This window comes from Streptomyces sp. AK02-01A (assembly GCF_033795305.1).
Lineage (GTDB): Bacteria > Actinomycetota > Actinomycetes > Streptomycetales > Streptomycetaceae > Streptomyces.
On record NZ_JARBAE010000018.1, the window covers coordinates 68,521 to 86,128 of the forward strand.

20 protein-coding genes and 7 tRNA genes are annotated in these 17,608 nt (G+C 70.3%); 10 read left to right on the top strand and 17 right to left on the bottom strand.

Translation table 11 applies throughout. From position 1 onward, the window contains the following. Positions 1–44 precede the first annotated feature (44 nt). From PV679_RS18625 to PV679_RS18640, 4 genes are all read right to left on the bottom strand, one after another. Positions 45–617 carry an HIT domain-containing protein gene (locus tag PV679_RS18625; RefSeq protein ID WP_319681431.1) on the bottom strand — a complete coding sequence of 191 codons (573 nt, stop codon included), beginning with the start codon at positions 615–617 and terminating at the stop codon, positions 45–47. A gap of 155 nt (positions 618–772) precedes the next feature. Further along, positions 773–2,749 (bottom strand): threonine--tRNA ligase, encoded by a 1,977-nt coding sequence (gene thrS / locus PV679_RS18630; protein ID WP_319681432.1) that lies wholly within the window; start codon positions 2,747–2,749, stop codon positions 773–775. Between the two features lie 115 nt (positions 2,750–2,864). Further along, positions 2,865–4,127 (bottom strand): hypothetical protein, encoded by a 1,263-nt coding sequence (locus PV679_RS18635; protein ID WP_319681433.1) that lies wholly within the window; start codon positions 4,125–4,127, stop codon positions 2,865–2,867. Beyond that, positions 4,127–4,693 carry a DUF4365 domain-containing protein gene (locus PV679_RS18640; RefSeq protein ID WP_319681434.1) on the bottom strand — a complete coding sequence of 189 codons (567 nt, stop codon included), beginning with the start codon at positions 4,691–4,693 and terminating at the stop codon, positions 4,127–4,129. Before PV679_RS18640 ends, PV679_RS18635 begins: the two co-directional genes overlap by 1 nt. Positions 4,694–4,879: 186 nt before the next feature. On the opposite strand from PV679_RS18640, the gene PV679_RS18645 reads away from it, so the two are divergent. Next, positions 4,880–5,605: a 3'-5' exonuclease gene (locus PV679_RS18645; protein ID WP_319681435.1), complete on the top strand. Its 726-nt coding sequence runs from the start codon at positions 4,880–4,882 to the stop codon at positions 5,603–5,605. A gap of 71 nt (positions 5,606–5,676) precedes the next feature. On the opposite strand, the gene PV679_RS18650 is transcribed toward PV679_RS18645, so the two are convergent. The 4 genes from PV679_RS18650 to PV679_RS18665 all read right to left on the bottom strand — a co-directional run bounded on the left by PV679_RS18650 (position 5,677) and on the right by PV679_RS18665 (position 7,205). Beyond that, positions 5,677–5,748 (bottom strand) — tRNA-Val (locus PV679_RS18650). 203 nt (positions 5,749–5,951) lie between these two features. Next, on the bottom strand, positions 5,952–6,389 hold the full coding sequence (locus tag PV679_RS18655) for a VOC family protein (RefSeq protein ID WP_319681436.1): 438 nt from the start codon (positions 6,387–6,389) through the stop codon (positions 5,952–5,954). A gap of 234 nt (positions 6,390–6,623) precedes the next feature. Beyond that, a tRNA-Val gene (locus tag PV679_RS18660) sits at positions 6,624–6,698 on the bottom strand. Between the two features lie 54 nt (positions 6,699–6,752). Further along, on the bottom strand, positions 6,753–7,205 hold the full coding sequence (locus tag PV679_RS18665; RefSeq protein WP_319681437.1) for a TIGR02611 family protein: 453 nt from the start codon (positions 7,203–7,205) through the stop codon (positions 6,753–6,755). A 190-nt stretch (positions 7,206–7,395) separates the two neighbouring features. On the opposite strand from PV679_RS18665, the gene PV679_RS18670 reads away from it, so the two are divergent. Together PV679_RS18670 and PV679_RS18675 are read left to right on the top strand one after the other, a co-directional pair. After that, entirely contained in the window at positions 7,396–7,809 is a 414-nt protein-coding gene (locus PV679_RS18670; protein WP_003959770.1) for an SsgA family sporulation/cell division regulator, read from the top strand. A gap of 209 nt (positions 7,810–8,018) precedes the next feature. Further along, positions 8,019–8,588: a CGNR zinc finger domain-containing protein gene (locus tag PV679_RS18675; protein ID WP_319681438.1), complete on the top strand. Its 570-nt coding sequence runs from the start codon at positions 8,019–8,021 to the stop codon at positions 8,586–8,588. A gap of 3 nt (positions 8,589–8,591) precedes the next feature. Here PV679_RS18675 and PV679_RS18680 read toward each other — a convergent pair whose 3' ends face one another. Continuing rightward, a complete protein-coding gene (locus PV679_RS18680; protein ID WP_319681490.1) occupies positions 8,592–8,852 on the bottom strand; it encodes a hypothetical protein in 261 nt (86 codons plus the stop codon). A gap of 46 nt (positions 8,853–8,898) precedes the next feature. Then, positions 8,899–9,345, bottom strand: coding sequence for a hypothetical protein (locus PV679_RS18685; protein WP_319681439.1), 447 nt, complete (start codon positions 9,343–9,345; stop codon positions 8,899–8,901). A gap of 171 nt (positions 9,346–9,516) precedes the next feature. Here PV679_RS18685 and PV679_RS18690 point away from each other — a divergent pair, with 171 nt between their 5' ends. Continuing rightward, complete coding sequence (locus tag PV679_RS18690) at positions 9,517–10,047, top strand: DsbA family protein (RefSeq protein WP_319681440.1); 531 nt, start codon at positions 9,517–9,519, stop codon at positions 10,045–10,047. Positions 10,048–10,095: 48 nt separating this feature from the next. On the opposite strand, the gene PV679_RS18695 is transcribed toward PV679_RS18690, so the two are convergent. From PV679_RS18695 to PV679_RS18705, 3 genes are read right to left on the bottom strand one after another with little or no spacing between them, the layout of a single operon-like run. Continuing rightward, complete coding sequence (locus tag PV679_RS18695) at positions 10,096–10,935, bottom strand: GNAT family N-acetyltransferase (RefSeq protein WP_319681441.1); 840 nt, start codon at positions 10,933–10,935, stop codon at positions 10,096–10,098. Between the two features lie 41 nt (positions 10,936–10,976). Then, complete coding sequence (locus PV679_RS18700; protein ID WP_319681442.1) at positions 10,977–11,798, bottom strand: aminodeoxychorismate lyase; 822 nt, start codon at positions 11,796–11,798, stop codon at positions 10,977–10,979. After that, positions 11,799–12,854, bottom strand: coding sequence for a chorismate-binding protein (locus PV679_RS18705; RefSeq protein ID WP_319681443.1), 1,056 nt, complete (start codon positions 12,852–12,854; stop codon positions 11,799–11,801). A 362-nt stretch (positions 12,855–13,216) separates the two neighbouring features. On the opposite strand from PV679_RS18705, the gene PV679_RS18710 reads away from it, so the two are divergent. The 5 genes from PV679_RS18710 (at position 13,217) to PV679_RS18730 (ending at position 13,682) form a co-directional block, all read left to right on the top strand. Beyond that, a tRNA-Gly gene (locus tag PV679_RS18710) sits at positions 13,217–13,289 on the top strand. A 36-nt stretch (positions 13,290–13,325) separates the two neighbouring features. After that, a tRNA-Cys gene (locus PV679_RS18715) sits at positions 13,326–13,399 on the top strand. A 1-nt stretch (position 13,400) separates the two neighbouring features. Further along, positions 13,401–13,472 (top strand) — tRNA-Val (locus PV679_RS18720). A gap of 20 nt (positions 13,473–13,492) precedes the next feature. After that, positions 13,493–13,564 (top strand) — tRNA-Val (locus PV679_RS18725). A gap of 46 nt (positions 13,565–13,610) precedes the next feature. Then, positions 13,611–13,682: transfer RNA gene (locus PV679_RS18730), tRNA-Val, on the top strand. A gap of 61 nt (positions 13,683–13,743) precedes the next feature. On the opposite strand, the gene PV679_RS18735 is transcribed toward PV679_RS18730, so the two are convergent. The 4 genes from PV679_RS18735 to PV679_RS18750 form a co-directional block, all read right to left on the bottom strand. Continuing rightward, positions 13,744–14,025 carry a zf-TFIIB domain-containing protein gene (locus PV679_RS18735; protein WP_319681444.1) on the bottom strand — a complete coding sequence of 94 codons (282 nt, stop codon included), beginning with the start codon at positions 14,023–14,025 and terminating at the stop codon, positions 13,744–13,746. A 68-nt stretch (positions 14,026–14,093) separates the two neighbouring features. After that, the gene (locus PV679_RS18740; protein WP_319681445.1) at positions 14,094–15,056 is read right to left on the bottom strand and encodes an aminoglycoside phosphotransferase family protein; all 963 of its coding nucleotides are present in this window, start codon (positions 15,054–15,056) and stop codon (positions 14,094–14,096) included. 290 nt (positions 15,057–15,346) lie between these two features. Then, on the bottom strand, positions 15,347–15,553 hold the full coding sequence (locus PV679_RS18745; RefSeq protein WP_319681446.1) for a hypothetical protein: 207 nt from the start codon (positions 15,551–15,553) through the stop codon (positions 15,347–15,349). Between the two features lie 188 nt (positions 15,554–15,741). Then, a complete protein-coding gene (locus PV679_RS18750) occupies positions 15,742–16,011 on the bottom strand; it encodes a hypothetical protein (protein WP_319681447.1) in 270 nt (89 codons plus the stop codon). Positions 16,012–16,216: 205 nt separating this feature from the next. On the opposite strand from PV679_RS18750, the gene PV679_RS18755 reads away from it, so the two are divergent. Continuing rightward, the gene (locus PV679_RS18755; protein WP_319681487.1) at positions 16,217–17,569 is read left to right on the top strand and encodes a serine/threonine-protein kinase; all 1,353 of its coding nucleotides are present in this window, start codon (positions 16,217–16,219) and stop codon (positions 17,567–17,569) included. Positions 17,570–17,608 lie beyond the last annotated feature (39 nt).

The following is a 17,608-nucleotide window of genomic DNA, read 5'->3' on the forward strand; positions in this document are numbered from 1 at the left end:
GTCCCGGCGGGCTTACGACGCGTAGGCCCGCCGTCCGGCCGGCGTCATTTGTCGGACGGGGCCTCGGGCCAGGCGTCCGCGAGCATCACGCGGGTGTCGGCGAGAAGCTGCGGAAGCACCTTCGTATGGCCGACGACCGGCATGAAGTTGGTGTCGCCACCCCAGCGCGGCACCACATGCTGGTGCAGATGCGCGGCGATACCGGCCCCGGCGGCCACGCCCTGGTTCATCCCGATATTGAAGCCATGCGCTCCGGACGCCGTCCGGAGCGCGGTCATCGCCCGCTTGGTGAACAGGCCCAGCTCGGCGGTCTCGGCGTCGTCCAGCTCGGTGTAGTCGGCGACATGCCGGAAGGGCACCACCATGAGATGCCCGCCGTTGTACGGATACAGGTTCAGCACCGCGTACACCCGCTCACCGCGGGCGATGACAAGCCCGTCCTCGTCCGACTTCGACGGAATGGAGCAGAAGGGGCAGCCGTCGTCGGCGCCCGGCCCGGTGGGCTTGTTCTCGCCCTGGATGTAGGCCATCCGATGGGGCGTCCACAGGCGCTGGAAAGCGTCCTTGGTCCCCACTCCGATCTGCTGCTCCGGCTCACTCGTCATGTTGTGCAGCATATGACTTCGTCCCGGGGAAGGATGCCGCCGGGCCTGACCCGGCTGTTCCCGGCGGAGAGACAGGGCGAAGCCCCCGGTGAGCTGAACACTCGCCGGGGGCCACAACACGCTCATACCGGCCCGGGACCGTCCGGTCCGTGCCCGCGCCGGCCGGATCAGTTCTGGATCCGGCGCTCCACCACATCGGCGATCTCGGCGATCGCCTCGTCGCGGGGAATCCCGTTCTTCTGTGAACCGTCGCGGTAGCGGAAGGACACCGTGCCCGCGTTCATGTCCTCGTCACCGACGATGACCATGAACGGCACCTTCTGCCGCTGCTGGTTGCGGATCTTCTTCTGCATCCGGTCCGAGGAGGCGTCCACATCGACCCGCAGGCCCCGCTTCCTCGCCTCCGCCGCGAACTCCTGGAGGTACGGGATGTGCGCGTCCCCAATCGGGATGCCCACCGCCTGCACCGGGGCCAGCCACGCCGGGAACGCGCCCGCGTAGTGCTCCAGCAGCACCGCGAAGAACCGCTCGATCGAACCGAACAGCGCGCGGTGGATCATCACCGGCCGCTGCTTCGAGCCGTCGGGGGCGGTGTACTCCAGGTTGAAGCGCTCCGGCAGGTTGAAGTCGAGCTGCACGGTCGACATCTGCCAGGTACGGCCAATGGCGTCCCGCGCCTGCACCGAGATCTTCGGACCGTAGAACGCGGCGCCGCCCGGGTCCGGGGTCAGCGGCAGCCCCTGCTTCTCGGCCACCTTGCGCAGCGTCTCGGTGGCCTCCTCCCACGCCTCGTCCGATCCGACGAACTTCTCCGGGTCCTTGGTGGACAGCTCCAGATAGAAGTCGGTCAGGCCGTAGTCGCGCAGCAGGTTCAGCACGAAGGTCAGCGTCGAGTCCAGCTCGTCCGCCATCTGTTCGCGGCTGCAGTAGATGTGCGCGTCGTCCTGCGTGAAGCCACGGGCCCTGGTCAGACCGTGCACGACGCCGGACTTCTCGTACCGGTAGACGGTCCCGAACTCGAAGAGCCGCAGCGGCAGTTCGCGGTAGGACCGGCCTCGCGCGTCGAAGACCAGGTTGTGCATCGGGCAGTTCATGGGCTTGAGGTAGTAGTCCACGCCCTCGTCGAGCTGCATGGGCGGGTACATACCGTCGGCGTACCAGTCCAGGTGCCCGCTCTTCTCGAAGAGGGCGCCCTTGGTGGCATGCGGTGTGTAGACGAACTCGTACCCTTCCTCCTCGTGCCGCCGGCGCGAGTAGTCCTCCATGGCCCGGCGGATGACGCCGCCCTTGGGGTGGAAGACCGCGAGACCGGAGCCGACCTCCTCCGGGAAGGAGAAGAGGTCCAGCTCGCTGCCGAGCTTGCGGTGGTCGCGCTTCTCGGCCTCGGCGAGGAAGTCCAGATGCGCCTTGAGCTCTTCCTTCGTCGGCCAAGCGGTGCCGTAGATGCGCTGGAGCATGGGGTTCTTCTCGCTGCCCCGCCAGTACGCGGCGGCGTTGCGCATCAGCTTGAACGCCGGGATGTTACGGGTGCTGGGCAGGTGGGGACCACGGCAGAGGTCCTTCCAGCACAGCTCGCCGGTCTTGGCGTCCAGGTTGTCGTAGATGGTCAGCTCGCCGCCGCCCACCTCGACATCGGCACCGTCGTCCGCCGAGGCGGCTCCCTTGATACCGATGAGCTCCAGCTTGTAGGGCTCGTCGGCCAGCTCCTCGCGGGCCGCCTCGTCGGTGACGACGCGCCTGGAGAACCGCTGGCCCCGCTTCTGGATCTCCTGCATCTTCTTCTCGATGGCCTTGAGGTCATCGGGGTGGAAGGGGGTCGCCACATCGAAGTCGTAGTAGAAGCCGTCCTTGACCGGCGGGCCGATGCCCAGCTTGGCCTCCGGGAACAGCTCCTGCACGGCCTGCGCCATGACATGCGCGGTGGAGTGGCGCAGGATGTTGAGACCGTCCTCGGAGGAGATCTCCACGGGCTCGACGACCTCGCCGTCACCGATCTCGTACGCGAGATCCTTCAGCTCGCCGCCCACGCGCGCGGCGATCACGGCGCGCTCGCCGGTGAAGAGCTCGGCTGCCGTAGTGCCCGTCGTCACCACGCGCTCTTCCCGCTCGGAATCGCGTTGGATGACCACACGGACGTCTGACACCGGTCTCTCCTGACTGAAGGGGTGCGCACGATTCGTAGCGCGTGCGCAGTATGAATCGTACCGAGCCGGGAGGACCGCTCGCGAAACGGTTTACCGGTTTGGCGGGTGCTCGCCGTCAGTCGCCTCCGCCGCACGCCTCCTCGAAGAAGTCCAGATTCTCCTGGAGCGACTTCATCAGCCGGTCCCGCTCCGCCTCGTCGACCTGGACGGGCACGACACCGCTCGCGTCGGTGAGCCTGCGGAATCCGCCGCGGCTCTCCAGCCGGCCCGCCACCCGGATCGGCAGACCGACGAGATGCGCGTGTCCGGCGATGCGGTACGCCTCCTCGTCGAGCGCGACCCGTACATGCGGGATCTCCGCCCCGGCGAGGACGCGCAGCCGTACGGTCCCCTCGCCGCGCGGCCCCGCCCGCCGCATCCGTATCACCGCGCCGGTGATGCGCACCGGCATGGACGGTTCGTCCCGCAGATAGCGTCGGCCCGCCTCGCGCAGGGCGGGCAGGTCGCCGGGCGAGAACTCCACCGGTTCCGGCCGGGCCGCGCACCCCTCGGGCACGCCCGCGCCCGGCGCCCACGCCAGAGCGATCCGGGCGCCCTCCGCGCCGCGTACGAGCGCCACGACGGCGTCCGTGAGCTCCCGGCTCACGCCCGCCGTCACCGCCGCGTCGAATGCCTCCATACCGCCGGTGGCCCGCTGGTAGTCGGTCGCCTCGCGGGCGGCGGACAGCGCGTGATGAAGCTGTACGGCGACGGCCCGCCCGGTCGTCACCGGCAGGAAGGCCGTCAGCTCGCGTCCACCGGCGCCGGGGCCGGTCAGCACTCCTTCGAGGGACGCCTGGGCCTGCCTGCGGTGGCGCGCGCCGTAATATCCGGCCCGGCCGCGCACCGCCAGCGCACCGGCCAGCAGGAGCTGCCGGGCGGCCGACCTGAGCTGTTCCTCGACGGTCCAGGCCGCCGCGCCCGAGGGCCCCGGCGGTATGTCGCGCCACCAGCGGATCTCGTCACTGGGCACGGCGAGCCCGACCAGCACCTCACGCGCGGACGGGGCGGCGCTGCGCGCGAGCGCGGTCAGGGCCTCGGCGAGCAGGTCCTCGCAGTCGGGGAAGGCGCGGTTCTCCGGGACTATCAGGCTGGTCCCGCCGCCGCCCGGTCCCGGTGGTGTCCAGCGGGCGTAGCGGCCCGGGGCTCCGCCGCGCCGCCGCCAGCCGTGCCGGGCGAGCAGCGCGCCGAGGACGGCGGGATCGGTCCTGGCGGGATCCGGGCCGGGCGCCGCTCCTCCGGCCCAGGGGCCGGCCGGGTCCGTCGCCGGGTGGGCCGGCCGGGGGCGGGTGTCGGAGGGCGTCACTTCATTGACGGGCTCGTCGGACGGCCGGTGCATCACGGTCTCCCTCCCGACCCGACGCGGGTCATGATTTCGCAGAGCGCCCGGTCGTCGAAGATCCGCGCGGTGGGCACGCGCACGGTCGTCCGGTACCGGCCGGTGACCGGATGGCCGGCCAGATTGATCCAGTAGCAGCAGTGTCTGAGATCGAGCCGGTCGTGGCCGGCCCGCAGCCAGTCGTCCTGGCTTCTCGGCACCAGCATCACCACCAGGATCTTGTGCACCGAGACCGGAGTACGGGCGAGCTTCACCAGGTGCGCGTTGTCGAGAGTGAAGGAGAAGGCCGGTCCCGGCGGCCGCGGTGGGATCTGGTAGGTGCACTTGAGCTGCACCTTGATGGTGACTTCGTCGTCGACGGTGTGTCCGGGTGCGCTGTGACTGACGTGCCAGTCGATGCCGTTGTCCGGGAACGGCTGGCTGAGGGAGCAGCCGGCGGCGGCCGCGACTGCGTGCAGATAGCCCACCTGGAGTGTCTCCATGCAGGCGGTGGTGGCGAGTGCTCCGCGCAGCGGTGCTGTCCGCTCCGGCAACAGCCCGCCCGGTTCGGGCTGAGCGAGCGCCATGGCTCAGGGCCTTCCGGGCCGTACCGATCAGTTACGGCGACGGGCCGTCAAGTTCCCTGCCCGTCATCTGTGTTGTCGCCCCGCCGCACTCGCCCTAAACGACGCGTACCACATGACCTGTCCGGGTATCACCGATTCGGGCAGTGGATGAACGCCATCTGCCGGGTATGCGCGAGGAGTTCGGCAATGACGTGTTGGTACGAGGGGCCGTTGGCCGCATTCGACACCGAGACGACGGGGGTGGACGTCGAGGAGGACCGGATCGTGTCGGCCGCTCTGGTCGTCCAGGACATGGCGGGTGTACGGCCGCGAGTGACGCGCTGGTTGATAGATCCCGGCGTGCCCGTGCCGGCCGCGGCCACCGGGATACACGGTCTCACCGATGACTTTCTGCACCGCAACGGCCGCTGGCCGGCACCGGCGGTGGAGGAGATGGCCAGAGCGCTTGCCGATCAGTGCGCGGCGGGCCGGCCGCTCGTCGTGATGAACGCGCCGTTCGATCTGACGATCCTCGACCGTGAACTGCGCCGCCACCGGGCCTCGTCACTCGCTCTCTCGCTGGAGAGCGTCCCGCTGTGCGTGCTGGATCCCCGGGTCCTCGACAAGCATCTCGACCGCTACCGCAAGGGCCGCCGGACGCTCACCGATCTCTGTGCCCACTACGGGATCGAGCTGGACGGGGCGCATGACGCGGCCGTCGACGCGGTGGCGGCGCTGGAGGTGGTCCGCGCGGTCGGGCGGCGTTTCTCGGCCCGGATGGAACGGCTCACCGCCGCGGAGCTGCACACGCTCCAGGCCGTCTGGCACGCGGCGCAGGCACGGGGCCTGCAGGCGTGGTTCGCGCGCAACGGTGCGGAGGAGTCGGTGGACACGGCCTGGCCACTGCGGCCCGAGCTGCCGGCCGCCGCCTGACGCCCGTCGCGCGCGACATCGGCCGGAACGCGCGAAGGCCGGTCCGTCGACGACGGACCGGCCTCTCCCGGTGGGCGATACTGGGTTCGAACCAGTGACCTCTTCGGTGTGAACGAAGCGCTCTCCCACTGAGCTAATCGCCCGGGAACGGACTGAACCATACAGGCCCCGGCAGGTTTCCTTCAAACCGGATCCGGCCCACCTGGAACAGCGCGGTCCGGCTTGCCGCCCCGGAGTCTCTTCCGAAGGGTGGTTCTGGATCAGGACCGTTGGCGCGCCACGGGACGGCGACCCTCGTGATGGCGAACCGCACCTGTCGGCTCGCGAAGGCCGCGTTCGCGGCCACTCAGTCGAGACAGAACTCGTTGCCCTCGATGTCCTGCATCCCGAGGCATGACTCGTTGACTCCGTCGGCGGTCAGCAGTCGCCCGCGTACCGCGCCGAGCGGGAGGAGTCGTGCGCATTCGGCCTCAAGTGCGGCCAGGCGCTCTTCACCCACGAGTCCGGTGCCGACCCGTACGTCAAGATGCACTCGATTCTTGACGACCTTGCCTTCGGGAACGCGCTGGAAGAACAGTCGCGGACCCACGCCTGAGGGATCAGCGCATGATGCGAACGCTGGACCCTGATACTCAGGAGGCCGTGCGCGATCGAAATCGTCCCACGTGGCAAAACCCTCCGGTGGCGGCGGTATGTCGTATCCCAGCACCTCGGCCCAGAAACGAGCGACACGCTCAGGTTCCACACAGTCGAAGGTGACTTGGAACTGCTTGATCGATGCCATCGGCCCATCGTAGAAGCAGGGTCTTTCGCCGCCGCCAAGGGCCCGCCCCCTCAAGGGCCCGCCTCCGGCCAGGCCCTGGCGCGTGCGGCCGACGAGCCGGCATCGGAGCAGCTCATGAGCGAGGTCGCGTCCGGCTGGCGGAGCCCGAAACCTCCGCCCGCTCGAAAAACAGCGCCCTCCCTCAGAGAGGAAGGGCGCTACGTGGGACCCGGAGGCCGGTAGTGCGTACCAGGATGGTGGGCGATACTGGGTTCGAACCAGTGACCTCTTCGGTGTGAACGAAGCGCTCTCCCACTGAGCTAATCGCCCGGACGCACCGCATACATTACCCCATGTCACCGGCGCTTCCTGTCGAGTGCCGGGTCACTGGTCGATCTTCCAGGGCACGACGAGCCCGAACTTCCAGAGGTAGATCCAGACCAGCACGGCGATCATCACGAGGCCGACGGTGGTGAGGATGATGTTCCGCCGCCGCACCCTGGGATCGAGGGCCTTGTGGGCCGCTTGTGTGACCTTGTGCCTGGTCCAGCGGAGCACGAGCTGGGCCCAGACGAACTCGGTCGCCCAGATCGCCATCCCGCCGAAGATCACCAGCCAGCCCGGACCCGGCAGCGGGAGCATGACAATGCCCGCTCCGACCACCGCGAGACCGACGACAAAGACGCCGACCTGCCAACTCAGATGGAGCATTCTCGACGCCTTGATGAAATTCGGCGCGCGCGAGCCCAGCTCCCGCTCCGCCGTCCCGCGCTCCGGCACAGGCTCCACGACCGTCGGCACCACGGTGCGGCCGCGGTCGTCACTCTCCGCATGCATAAGGCCCAACCTACCGGAATGGGCCACATCACCGGAATGGCCGTATGACCCGAAGTCACACACCGCCGTACGAGGTACCTGAAGGAGCACAAAACAGACAGAGGGGTTTACAACGGCACCGTAGGTGGCATGTCGATTTCGCCGACGTGCGAATCCCCGAGCGCACACTGAGCGAAAGGCCCTGGCGCTTATGAACACCACGGTCAGCTGCGAGCTGCACCTGCGCCTCGTTGTATCGAGCGAGTCCTCACTGCCTGTACCCGCGGGCCTGCGGTATGACACGGCCGATCCTTATGCCGTGCACGCCACCTTCCACACCGGAGCCGAAGAGACGGTCGAGTGGGTTTTCGCCCGCGATCTTCTCGCCGAGGGGCTGCATCGGCCCACCGGCACCGGCGACGTCAGAGTCTGGCCGTCCCGCAGTCACGGTCAGGGCGTCGTCTGCATTGCTTTGAGCTCCCCGGAGGGCGAAGCCCTGCTAGAGGCCCCGGCGCGGGCCCTGGAGTCGTTCCTCAAGCGGACCGACGCCGCGGTGCCACCCGGCACCGAGCATCGTCACTTCGATCTCGATACGGAGCTCTCTCACATCCTGGCCGAGAGCTGAGCCAGGCCGAGAGCTGCTCGGCGCCGTCCGACTCGGGGAGACGGCGCCGCGCGGACAACCACAACCGCATACGGAGGACACCGACGCCGCCGCCGCGGATCCACCGCGGCGACGGCGCCGATGCGTTCCGCGCCTCGGCCGCCGGACACAGCCGCTAGAGTCTGCGGGATTCGGCGGGCACCGGCCCGCAGCAGGCCAGGGAGCGGATCGTGCTGATTCCCCACGACACCCGGATCGCCCTCGACACAGTCGTCGATCTGCTGAACACCACGCCGGAGGACGATCCGGGAAACGGCACGGCCGACGGGCTCGCGGATGTCGGAGCGCTGTACGACTTCGTACGGAGCCACAGCATCAGCGGGGTGGGTGACCTCGGCGCCCGGGATCTCCGGGCGGTACATGACGTACGGACGCGCTTCGCGGAGGTGTTCGCGGCGACGGACGCCCGCGCCGCCGCCGATCTGATCAACCGGCTCGTGGCCGCCGCGGGGACGACGCCGCAGCTCACCGATCATGACGGCTACGACTGGCATGTCCACTACTTCGCACCGGGCGCCTCGATCGCCGATCATCTCGCCGCCGACTGCGGCATGGCACTGGCTTTCATGGTCGTGGCGGGCGAGCAGGAGCGGCTGCGGCGCTGCGAGGCCCCGGACTGCGGGCGCGCGTTCGTCGACCTGTCGCGCAATCGCTCGCGGCGTTACTGCGACAGCCGCACGTGCGGCAACCGACTGCATGTGGCCGCGTACCGGGCACGCCGCAGGGAAGCGGCCGGCTGACCGTCACAGCAGAAACAGATCGTGCACCGCTGCCATCAGCAGGAGCGCACCGATCACCGTCAGGAAGATCATCAACGGCGGCTGGGAGAGCGCGAAAAGACAACCGCGCTGCTCATCGGTGGGGGCGGAGGGTTCACCCTGGGAGGTATCGAGCATCTCGGGGCGATCATGACGTACCCGGAAGCCCGCCGATGACCAACACGCGTCGACCGAGCGGGAGTTCATCATATCCCGTGGAAGAAGTCCCGGAATTCCCTCCAGCACCCGCCTCACCTGCGATAGGGCGTCGAACGCCCGGGACGGGGACTGCTCAGATCCCGTGCTTCTTGAGGATGGCCTCGATATCGCTGAAGTCGTCACCGGATCCCGCCGCGCGCGGCTTCGCGCCGGGCTGCGCGACCTGTCCGCCGCCCGGGCCGAGTGAAGGCGCGGACGCCGCGGGTTCGACCGCGTCGCGCTTCGCCGCCTTGGCGGCCGCCCGGCGTTCCTTGCGGGTCCCGCCGCCGCGGCGCTCCACCGCGCGAGTCGTCATGAAGAGCAGCCAGGAGACCGCGAGCACCCCGAAGCCGGCCCAGGCGACCGGGCTGAAGGCCGTGTCGGCGGCCCACTGGACGAGGCCGGTCATCACCAGCGCCACCGGGACCAGCGCGTAGGCCGCGATCCGGGCCGCCGCGAGGAAACGCCTGCGGTACGCCGTGATCGCGGCGATGCCCAGGCCCGCCGCTGACACAGCGGAACAAATGGTCTCGGCAATCATCCGGTCCTCCAGGCAGAGCACGTCATCGTTCGGGTGTCGTCCTGCTTCCATCCTGCACCTGGCGGCCGCCCGAGGCCACGGTCCTGGGCGGCCCTCAGGGAGATCTCGGGGATGCCGTCCTCCCGAGGTCCCGGTTGGGACGGCGTGCGCCGTGCTGGGAGACTGGCCTCCATGAGCGACTCCACCACCGCCCGCCCGGCCGTCCTCGACGTCTGGTGCGACCTCCAGTGCCCCGACTGCCACAGCGCACTGGAGGATCTGCGCGCGCTGCGCGCCCACTACGGGAGCAGGCTGGAACTACGGCTGCGGCATTTCCCTCTGGAGAAGCACAAGCACGCGTACGCCGCAGCCCAGGCCGCCGAGGAGGCCGCCGGACAGGGACAGGACTGGTCCTATGTGGAAGCGGTGCTGGCCCGCACCGACGAGCTGGCGGCCTCGGGCGAGCCCGTCCTGCTGGAGATCGCGCGGGAGCTGGGTCTGGACGCCGAGGAGTTCGACACGGCCCTGATCGACGGCCGGCATCTGCTGATCGTCGACGCCGACCAGGCTGAGGGAAAGGCGATCGGAGTGACCGGTACGCCCACCTATGTCATCGGCGGTGAGCGTCTCGACGGCGGCACGAGCCAGGACGGTCTGCGCGAGCGCGTCGAGGCGATCGCCGACCGGCTGCTCGCGGAGGAAAGCGCCCGGGAGCGGGGCTGAGCACGGCGCCCCGGGGCGGGCCGCGGCCGCCGCCCCACGGGCCGCCGCTCAGACGAGCTGCTTGTAGAAGTTGCGGTTGGTGGTCACATATCCCAGGGACTCGTACAGCCGGACCGCCGGTGTGTTGCTCGCGAAGACATGGAGCCCCAGCAGCGTCGACCCGGATCCCAGGGCCACGCCCTCGGCGAGCTGCATCAGCGCACGGCCGAAGCCCTTGCCGCGCAGGCCCTCGGTCACGGCCACGTCGAACACATACGATCCCCACTCGCCCGGGCGGACCTCGCGGCGCGCGACCCAGACATGACCGACGACGCTTCCCTCGTGGAGGAGCACGCTCATCGAGACGCCTGATGTGCTGAGTCCCTCCCGCAGGAATTCGCGGTGGCTCGCCTCGGACTTCGCGCGGGCCTGCTCCGGAGGTACGCCCCGGTCGATCCAGTTCTGGGCATAGCCGTCGACGGCCTGAGCGAGCCAGCTCTGGTATTCGGCGTCGTTCATCGGACGGCCCACCAGGCCCGCCGGGAGCGCCGGCGGCTCTCTCGGCAGGTCCTTGAGCATGTTGCGGCTGCGCTCGGTGTAGCCGAGGGATTCCAGCAGACCCAGCGCCGGAGCGGCATCGGCCGGCACGGAGGCCAGCACCTGGTCGCATCCCCAGCCGCGCAGGACCTCTTCGGCGGCGAGCGCGGCGACCGTGCCGCGGCCGCGCCGCCGGTCCGGTCCGTCGATCCGCAGCGAGCCCACGACTCCGGCCCGGTGGCCGAAGCCCGGGTCCGTACGGATCTCGATCGTCCCGACGGGACGGCTGTTCACACAGACCTCGTAGGCGCGGGACCTGCCGCCGTCGTCGGTGTGCTGAAGCGGCCCGGTCGGCCGCAGGGTGGTGGTCATCAGGGGAGTTCTACCCGGCGCGGGACGCCTCGTCATCCGGTTTACGGATCGAGGTCGGCGCCCGACCGCTCCTCGAAGACGCGCATCGCCTTGCCGGTCAGCGGGCCCGGAGCGCCGGGCAGCTCACGGCCGTCCACGCGGTGGACCGCCTGCACGTCGCGCAGCGACGAGGTCAGGAAGATCTCGTCCGCGCGCTCCAGCACGTCCAGCGGCAGCTCGGTCTCGCGGGCGCCGGTCCATTCGACGGCCAGGGCCCGGGTGATTCCCGCCAGGCAGCCGGAGGCGAGAGGCGGAGTGTGCAGCTCGCCGTCGAGGACGACGAAGACATTGGAGCCCGTGCCCTCGCAGAGCTGTCCGACGGTATTGGCGAAGAGCGCCTCGGAGGCGCCTCGCTCGTGCGCGCGGGCGAGCGCGACGACATTCTCCGCGTACGACGTGGTCTTGAGCCCGGCCAGCGCGCCGCGTTCGTTCCGGGTCCAGGGGACGGTGATGACGGCGGTGGTGTCGGGACGGCGGTTCCTCTCACCGACCGCCACGACAAGGGTCGGGCCCTGGTCACCCCGGTCGGAGCTGAGCGGAGAGAGCCCTCCGGTGTAGGTGACGCGCAGCCGGCCCAGTTCCATCGGATTGGCGTCGAGGACCGCCGTACAGGCGCGGCGCACCTCGTCCAGATCGGGCTCGGGCAGCCCGAGGCCGCGGGCCGAGCGGGCCAGCCGGTCGAGATGGCGGGTGAGGGCGAAGGGCCGTCCCTGGACGGTCTTGACCGTCTCGAAGATTCCGTCGCCGACGGTCATTCCGTGGTCGAGCACGGACACCCGGGCGGATTCGGCTGTCTCCAGCCCGCCGTTGACCCAGATCCGCATCTACGCGCTCCTTTCGCTCGCCTCGTACGCGCCCGACGCTATCGCGAGCAGCCGGGACGCCTTCAGCTCGGTCTCCTCCCACTCGCGGTCGGGATCGGAGCCCCAGGTGATGCCGGCGCCCGCGCCGAAGCGGAGCACCGGGCCCGGAGCCGCCGCCCGGTCGATCCAGAAGGTCCTTATCCCGACGGCCAGCGCTGCCGTGCCCCGGTCGGCGTCGACCCAGCCGATACCGCCACAGTAGGGGCCGCGCGGGGCCGTCTCCAGCTCCTCGATGATCGTGAGAGCGCTGGACTTGGGAGCGCCGCTGACCGAGCCGGGCGGAAACGTGGCGGACAGCAGCTCGGGCCAGCCCGTGTGATCGGCGAGCTCGCCGCGTACGGTCGACACGAGATGGACCAGTCCGGGATGTGGCTCCACCGCGCAGAGCGCCGGGACCGTCACGGATCCGGTGGCGCAGACCCGGCCCAGATCGTTGCGTACGAGGTCCACGATCATCACGTTCTCGGCGTGGTCCTTCTCCAGCAGGTCACCGGCGGTGCGGCCGGTGCCCTTGATGGGGCCGGACTCGACGGTGCGGCCGGTGCGCCGCAGATACAGCTCGGGCGAGGCGGTGGCTATCTCCACGCCGTGCGCGGGCAGCCGGATCGTCCCGGCGTACGGCGCCGGATTGTCACGCGCGAGCAGGGCCGTCAGCGCGTCGACATCGGCCGCCGCGGGGTCGGGCAGCGGCGCCGAGAGCACACGGCAGAGGTTGACCTGGTAGACGTCGCCCGCCGCGATGTGCTCGCGGATGCGGCGTACGCCCGCGGTGTACGCGGCACGGCCGAGCGAGGACGTCCAGTCATCGGGCCCGGGGCCATGCCACCGTCCGGCCGCCGGCACTGGTACCGGTTCGGTCCGTATGTCACCGAAACGCGCGCAGGTGAGCCCGCCTTCGAAATCCGCGGCGACGACCCAGAAGCCGGTGGAGTCGAGAGCCTCGGGATCATGGGTGACGTCCCGCAGATCGGAGGCGACGAGGCCGCCGAAGCGGGCCAGAGGAGCGAGGTCGTGCACGGTTGCGAGTCTACGGGCTGTCCCGTGATCCCTGGCTGACACCATCCCCGGCTGACACACAGCGCCGTCCGCCCGGAGGCCGGGCCCGCGGCGGACGGTGCGGCTCGCCGGGCCGTGGCCGTGCGACATCGCGACGGGCCACCAGGGCTTTTGGCCGGTGAGCCGAGCGCACCGGCCGGTGGTCGCGGCGGGGCGGAGCCGGCCCGGAGAGGCACCGGAGCAGGGCCTGTTGGGTCGCCGCGGCCTGAACGCACGGCAAACGCACCGCAGCACGCTGCGGAAACGCGTTTTTGTACTGGCTCTGGAATCCGCTAGAGTTCAACACGTCGCCGGGCCGTGCACACGGGCCCGGGAAACGACAGGCGGACGTGGCTCAGTTGGTAGAGCATCACCTTGCCAAGGTGAGGGTCGCGAGTTCGAATCTCGTCGTCCGCTCGAAAGTGGGGGATCTTTCCCGGCCCCCGTGCTCCTGGTGGAGTGGCCGAGAGGCGAGGCAACGGCCTGCAAAGCCGTCTACACGGGTTCAAATCCCGTCTCCACCTCCAAGGACGATTAGCTCAGCGGGAGAGCGCTTCCCTGACACGGAAGAGGTCACTGGTTCAATCCCAGTATCGTCCACTGGATCCATAAGGATTCCCGCGCGATTAGCTCAGCGGGAGAGCGCTTCCCTGACACGGAAGAGGTCACTGGTTCAATCCCAGTATCGCGCACGCGGTTGCGGCACTCGTGGTATCAGCAGTACACGCAGGGTCACCTGCGCGATTAGCTCAGCGGGAGAGCGCTTCCCTGACACGGAAGAGGTCACTGGTTCAATCCCAGTATCGCGCACCGTCCGAAGCCCCCGGTCGTCTCACCGACCGGGGGCTTCGCCGTTGCGGCTCCCGGGACCTCAGGAAGAGAAGAGCATCCGTCCGAAGCTCTGGCGGCGGTTGCCGTGGCCGCCGTGGTGTCCGCCGTGGTGCTGCGGAGCGCCCCAGGCGGGCGCGGGCGGATAGCCGCCCGGGGCGGGCGGCACGGGCGGAGCCTGCTGCCCCCACTGCGACTCCAGACGGGTCAGGGACTCCAGCTCGCCGTAGTCGAGGAAGATCCCCCGGCAGCCGCTGCACTGTTCGATCTGGACGCCATTGCGGTTGTACGTATGCATCGCTGCATGACACTTGGGACACTGCATGTTCGGCTCAGCTCCTCGCCGTTGGGCCGGCGTCGCCGGAACGGGCATCCGGCGACAGTCTGTTCACCCTACGACGACGCCCCGGGCTCCAACTCGGTTGCCAGCGCTCCGATCCGCGCGCAGGCGTCGACCATGAGCTTTTCGACCTCGTCGAGTTCCCGTTCCGCACCGGCGGACTTGGCGACGGCCAGCGCGGCGGTCTGGACGGTGAGAGCGCGGGCGGCCACGTCCAGCCGGGGCCAGGGATCGCCGTCGGCGGGCACGGCCGGACCGTGTGCGGAGCGGTACGCGCCGAGAAAGCGCTGCCAGAGCTCGGGATCCAGGAGCCCGGCGGCGTACCAGGCGGCGGGACGGGCCAGGTCCCAGGCCGGGTCGCCCGTCCCGAGGTCGTCCACGTCGATGAGCAGCCAGGGACCGTCGGGCGACGGATGGCGTACGAGCTGGCCGAGGTGGAGATCGCCGTGGCAGAGGACCTCCGGTCCCGGCGGACGGGCCTCGCCGCGGGCCCAGGCCGGCAGCCGCTCCCAGGCGCGCTGTACGGGAAGGGCGGCGGGATGGTGCCCGGCCGCACGCATCCGCCTGAGCGCGAGAGCGGCTTTGGCGGGCCCGCGCATCGGCGGCAGAGCGCCGGGAAGGGCCGCGAGCGGCACCGTGTGCAGCCGGGCCAGTAGCGTCCCCGCCTCCGCCCAGGGAGCGGCGTCGGGGTCGGCGGGGTCGACCGGTGTGCCGTAGGGCCAGGCGGTGACGGGCCGCCCGTGTACACCGTCTATGGCCGCCGGGAGCGGCGGCAGCAGAATCCCGGCGAGCCGCGGATGCGCGGCGACGGTCAGCCGGGCGCGGTGGCCGGCCGGGTCCGTACCGTCGGCGTGGGCCTTGGCGACGGCGTCGCCGTGGCGTACGACGACGCCGTCGGTCCGGTCCGCCAGCACGGCCTCGTCCCGCTCACAGGCCCGGCAGCGGCCCGGGCCCACGGCGGAGTGAGCGGCGTCGCGAGCGACGCGCCGGAGCGCGCTGACGACGGATGTGGTCACGATGGCCCCCGGTGCGATGTGTTCCGTGCGGAGTCCGTACGGCCGCGGCCTGCGGACTGTGCGGTGAGGCTACGGCGCGACGCCGCCGGCCCGGTAGGCGGCCCCGGCGAGCGCCGCCGACCGTACGCCGGTGGCCGGGCACCATGCCCGCGGACAGGGCGCGGACAGCGCGATGGCCGGTCAGCTCCCCAGCTAACCGGCCAAACGCTGCCGTCCGCCGCACCCCCGTCCCCACGGGGTTGTTGGCCGGATGCCCGACCCGGGCCGCTCACCCGGGTCTGGAGCGCCGCTCAGCGCCCCAGCATCACGCCCACGGACGACGCCTGTGTGACCACCGCGTCCCAGCCGCCGAAGACGACCACGAGCAGAGTCGCCAGAGGAAGGACCATGGCCGTCGCCACCAGCGGGTGACGTGTCCCGGACCGGCGTCCACCGAACGCGGCGAACGCCTTGCGTCCCTGCGTGCGGATCATTGCCCGCGATGCCGTGTCCGCCATGGTCCCTCTCCTGTCATGTCCGACAGCGGCGAGTGTCGTACCTCGGGGGACGAGAGTCGCACCCGCCGCTTGACTTCAAGATTAGGGACGCGGCCAGACCCGGGCGTCATGCCCGCGTACCGATTGCCGGGCCTCCCGGAGGATGAGCCGCGCACCACTCGCCTACTCCCCTGGGTGGAGAGCCGCTCCTAGGAGTTGGGGTCTTCCCGGAGATCTTCCCGGCGCGGGCGCTCCGAGGAGTCCTCTCTGGGCACCGGCTGCTCGACCAGCGCGAGCACCCGGGTGGCCATGAATCTGGCCGTCCGGACCACCGATCCATTGCGGGTGACTTCGCTCACTTCCACCACGCCCCGGCGCACCGCCGTCTCCACGCGGCGGCCCGCCCGGCTCGCCACCACCTCGTAGGTCCGTGTCGTGTCTCCCGCGTCCACGACTATCTCCACACGGTCACCCTTCACGATCCAATCCCCCTTCTGCGACCGACCATTGAGATCTCGCACGCGGCCGGGAGACCTGGGATCCGCCGTCTCCTGACCACTCTTCGAGTTTCCCACCCGGCACTGACAATCGGTCGGGCCGTGAGGGCGCGGCCTATGAGCACGCCGGGGCGCGGGTACGTAAGCTGTGCCACGTCATACGGACGACCGGGCAGCGGGGATGGACATGGCGATGATGCGGCTCCGGCGCGAGGACCCGCGTGTCGTCGGTTCGTTCAGGCTTCACCGACGGCTCGGCGCGGGCGGCATGGGTGTCGTCTATCTGGGTTCCGACCGGCGCGGTCAGCGTGTCGCGCTGAAGGTGATCCGGCCTGATCTGGCCGAGGATCAGGAGTTCCGGTCCCGGTTCGCCCGTGAGGTCTCCGCGGCCCGGCGGATCCGGGGTGGGTGTACGGCGCGGCTGGTGGCTGCGGACCTGGACGCGGACCGTCCGTGGTTCGCCACTCAGTATGTGCCGGGCCCGTCGCTGCACGACAAGGTCAACGAGGAGGGCCCGCTCTCCGCGGCCGAGGTGGCCTCGGTGGGTGCGGCGCTGTCCGAGGGCCTGGTGGCCGTGCACGAGGCCGGGGTCGTCCATCGCGATCTCAAGCCCTCGAACATTCTTCTGTCGCCCAAGGGCCCGCGCATCATCGACTTCGGGATCGCCTGGGCGACCGGGGCGAGCACGCTGACGCATGTCGGTACGGCGGTCGGTTCGCCCGGTTTCCTCGCGCCCGAGCAGGTGCGCGGCGCGGCGGTGACACCGGCCACCGACGTGTTCTCGCTGGGCGCCACGCTGGCGTACGCGGCGACCGCCGATTCTCCCTTCGGGCACGGCAGTTCGGAGGTCATGCTCTACCGCGTGGTCCATGAGGAGGCGCATCTGTACGGGGTGCCCGACGCCCTCGCGCCACTTGTCCGGGCCTGTCTCGCCAAAGATCCGGACGAGCGGCCCAGCACGCTGCAACTGTCGATGCGGCTCAAGGAGATCGCGGCCCGGGAGGCCCAGGGGCTCACGGAGGGCCGGCCGCCGACCCAGCGGGAGCGTCGCGAGCTGGAGCTGCCGACGGGCCGGCTGACCGAGCGGTACACGGAGCGCAACACCGAGCGCGGTCCTCAGGGCCGTATGTCCGGCGGTTCCTCGTCGCGGCCCGGCAGCTCAGGCGGTTCGTCGTCGCGGTCCGGCACATCCGGTTCCTCGTCGCGGTCGGGCACATCCGGTTCGTCATCGCGGTCGGGCACATCCGGTTCGTCATCGCGGTCCGGCACGGCCGGTTCGTCGTCACGGTCCGGCACATCCGGTTCGTCGTCACGGTCCGGCACGCCGCGGGGCACGGGCTCTTCCTCGCGCTCGGGTGGCTCGCGGCCCTCGCGCTCGCAAGGCGCGTCGCGTCCTGGAAGCCGTCCGAAGTCCGGACCGCGAACGACCTCGTCCCGGCTGCGCCCCGCCAATCCACGGCTGCTGCGGCAACGACTGACCGTCTTCGTCGTCGTGACACTTATCGTCGCGCTGGGAATCGCGGCGGCCCAGCAGCTCTGAGAAGGCGGCGCCACGGCCGCTCGCGGTGTCAGCTCCCCG

What these genes read in the sequence shown, in the direction of transcription:
- PV679_RS18635 (WP_319681433.1), bottom strand. Translation starts at nt 4,127, where the DNA reads ATGCACCGGCCGTCCGACGAGCCCGTCAATGAAGTGACGCCCTCCGAC.
- PV679_RS18690 (WP_319681440.1), top strand. Translation starts at nt 9,517, where the DNA reads ATGAGCGACTCCACCACCGCCCGCCCGGCCGTCCTCGACGTCTGGTGC.
- PV679_RS18685 (WP_319681439.1), bottom strand. Translation starts at nt 9,345, where the DNA reads ATGATTGCCGAGACCATTTGTTCCGCTGTGTCAGCGGCGGGCCTGGGC.
- PV679_RS18670 (WP_003959770.1), top strand. Translation starts at nt 7,396, where the DNA reads ATGAACACCACGGTCAGCTGCGAGCTGCACCTGCGCCTCGTTGTATCG.
- PV679_RS18745 (WP_319681446.1), bottom strand. Translation starts at nt 15,553, where the DNA reads ATGGCGGACACGGCATCGCGGGCAATGATCCGCACGCAGGGACGCAAG.
- PV679_RS18735 (WP_319681444.1), bottom strand. Translation starts at nt 14,025, where the DNA reads ATGCAGTGTCCCAAGTGTCATGCAGCGATGCATACGTACAACCGCAAT.
- PV679_RS18645 (WP_319681435.1), top strand. Translation starts at nt 4,880, where the DNA reads ATGACGTGTTGGTACGAGGGGCCGTTGGCCGCATTCGACACCGAGACG.
- PV679_RS18625 (WP_319681431.1), bottom strand. Translation starts at nt 617, where the DNA reads ATGCTGCACAACATGACGAGTGAGCCGGAGCAGCAGATCGGAGTGGGG.
- PV679_RS18695 (WP_319681441.1), bottom strand. Translation starts at nt 10,935, where the DNA reads ATGACCACCACCCTGCGGCCGACCGGGCCGCTTCAGCACACCGACGAC.
- PV679_RS18665 (WP_319681437.1), bottom strand. Translation starts at nt 7,205, where the DNA reads ATGCATGCGGAGAGTGACGACCGCGGCCGCACCGTGGTGCCGACGGTC.
- PV679_RS18700 (WP_319681442.1), bottom strand. Translation starts at nt 11,798, where the DNA reads ATGCGGATCTGGGTCAACGGCGGGCTGGAGACAGCCGAATCCGCCCGG.
- PV679_RS18755 (WP_319681487.1), top strand. Translation starts at nt 16,217, where the DNA reads ATGGCGATGATGCGGCTCCGGCGCGAGGACCCGCGTGTCGTCGGTTCG.
- PV679_RS18655 (WP_319681436.1), bottom strand. Translation starts at nt 6,389, where the DNA reads ATGGCATCGATCAAGCAGTTCCAAGTCACCTTCGACTGTGTGGAACCT.
- PV679_RS18640 (WP_319681434.1), bottom strand. Translation starts at nt 4,693, where the DNA reads ATGGCGCTCGCTCAGCCCGAACCGGGCGGGCTGTTGCCGGAGCGGACA.